Annotated in this window: 5 protein-coding genes; 2 read left to right on the forward strand and 3 right to left on the reverse strand. The window is 41.5% G+C overall.

Annotated features, from left to right (window positions below; all coding sequences use genetic code 11):
- On the reverse strand, window positions 1–306 hold a 306-nt coding region (locus AB4496_RS28260; RefSeq protein ID WP_372133359.1), incomplete at its 3' end, for an META domain-containing protein.
- A 191-nt stretch (window positions 307–497) separates the two neighbouring features.
- Between AB4496_RS28260 and AB4496_RS28265 the strand changes: the two genes are divergently transcribed.
- Window positions 498–758, forward strand: a complete 261-nt coding sequence (locus AB4496_RS28265) for a DUF1289 domain-containing protein (RefSeq protein WP_009846445.1) — start codon at window positions 498–500, stop codon at window positions 756–758.
- A 109-nt stretch (window positions 759–867) separates the two neighbouring features.
- Window positions 868–1,035 (forward strand): hypothetical protein, encoded by a 168-nt coding sequence (locus tag AB4496_RS28270; RefSeq protein WP_009846446.1) that lies wholly within the window; start codon window positions 868–870, stop codon window positions 1,033–1,035.
- 75 nt (window positions 1,036–1,110) lie between these two features.
- Here the strand turns inward: AB4496_RS28270 and AB4496_RS28275 are convergent, their stop codons facing one another.
- Complete coding sequence (locus AB4496_RS28275; RefSeq protein ID WP_032555230.1) at window positions 1,111–1,413, reverse strand: thiamine-binding protein; 303 nt, start codon at window positions 1,411–1,413, stop codon at window positions 1,111–1,113.
- Between the two features lie 143 nt (window positions 1,414–1,556).
- A partial coding sequence (locus AB4496_RS28280) for a hypothetical protein (protein ID WP_009846448.1) occupies window positions 1,557–1,778 on the reverse strand: 222 nt, incomplete at its 5' end.

Consider the following 1,778-nt stretch of genomic DNA (forward strand, 5'->3'; position numbering starts at 1 on the left):
ACACATTTTCATTGTCATGCCCATTTGCTTAATGCGGAATTGACCGTCTTTTAGTTCGCCTTGACCGAAGAAGTTGTTACAACCAGCCATGCCGTTTGCTGTCATCTTTTCGCCGATCTCTAGACGAGGTGTCGCTTGGTGTTCGCTTTTCTCAATGTTCTTGCCATCAATTTGCGCAAGTTCCCAATTATGGTGCTGTAGATCGGTTGGTGTTACTTGCATCGCGTTATCACCTGTTGTTGTGCATGCTGCTAGCATCATAGGTAAAGCGGCTACTGCTAGTAATTTTTTTGAACTAAACTTCATATTATAAGGCTCCAAAGGAAAGAACGAAGTTACCGAATAAGTGTAACTTGATGGGTTCAAAGTATAGTTTACAAAACACTATATGTGTCAGTATAAGGTCATAGTTTAGTATGGATTTCATGAGCTAGGCGACAAATTAATCGCTTATTTTTGAGATAGTAAGCGTAATTTTGAATATGTAAGGAGGCGCGGTGGAGCAGTTAGAGTTTTTCCAAGTTCCAAGCCCTTGCGTTGGGGTTTGCTCAAGCGATGACAAAGGCTATTGCAATGGCTGTATGCGTAAAAGGGAGGAGCGCTTTAATTGGATGTCGATGACGCCGTCAGAACAGTTACACGTCATAAAGCTGTGTCGTCAACGCTATAGAAGAAAAATAATGAAGCAAAAAAACTTGGTTGGTAACTCGGTCGACGAAGAGGGAAGTACAAGCCCCCAAAGAGATCTTTTCGGCTAAAGAGGAAGTATTGAGATTTCATTTAACCTCGAGGTAACTATTACTTTACATAATGGTTGGGGTGTAATATTAAGGTAGGTACCTTTGTACCTGAAGGAGTGGTGTCGGTATGAATAAAAAGAACGTAAAACTCAAAAAAGAGCCAGTCAAAGCACTGGATCGTAAACCGATCGGGGCGAAAGATGACCCTGAAGAGACTCCGCGTGATTGGCATTCGATGTCAGAAGAAGAGCGAATGGAAATCCTTTCTCACCTTTCAGACATGCCTTTTCAATAATACCGCTGGTTCTTCAGAGTCTTTCTTAAAGGCCCTGTTTTCTTAAATAAACAGCTTTCTAAAATAAAAATGTTATTAAACAAACATGTGATTCGCTTTCGTTACACCACGATGATACGTGCAAAATGTATCATCGGCTTCCGTGGTTTTACTGTGAATTTTAATGTTTGTGATCACTTCTACAGCCCCTGCATCGTAGCAAGCTTGTTCTGCTTTTTTAACGATATCTAGCAGTAGGTTGAGTTCACCTTTCATCGTGGTTTCCATAGCTCCGACTTGGAAAGGCACATCGGCAGCTTTCACAACTTCAATTGCTTTATCAACCACTTCGAAGTTGTTGCCTTCTTTAACGCGAGGGATCACTTGGAAGGCAACCATCACTTCTTTTTCTCTTTTTAACTCAGGCACTTTCTGCTTACTCTTGGATAGGGAATTGTTGCAGATGATAGGTTAATACGGATATTAATTCTACAGCTAACGATGCTGTTCTATCGACTATATCAGTGACTAGAGATATAGGCTTACTTGCTACCCCAATGGTCGCTAACCCAACCACCAATATGCTCATCAAAATGACTGCCACTGAATCTCTGGTTACGTTCCACCGAGGTATCACAGTCATCTTTGTTGTCTATTAGGTTTTGTATGTAGTTTGCCATCGGGTCATTAGAACGCTGACGATCTCGGCGAGTAGCCACTTCCTTAATCAGTTGTAATCGATATGTAGAGCTTGCACGTTTCAT

Origin of the sequence: Vibrio sp. 10N.222.46.A1, assembly GCF_041473595.1 — a bacterium.
In the GTDB taxonomy this organism is placed as follows: domain Bacteria; phylum Pseudomonadota; class Gammaproteobacteria; order Enterobacterales; family Vibrionaceae; genus Vibrio; species Vibrio tasmaniensis_A.

Bases quoted from the DNA above. Each gene is read 5' to 3' on its own strand.
- AB4496_RS28275 (WP_032555230.1), bottom strand. From the start codon at position 1,413: ATGGTTGCCTTCCAAGTGATCCCTCGCGTTAAAGAAGGCAACAACTTC.
- AB4496_RS28270 (WP_009846446.1), top strand. From the start codon at position 868: ATGAATAAAAAGAACGTAAAACTCAAAAAAGAGCCAGTCAAAGCACTG.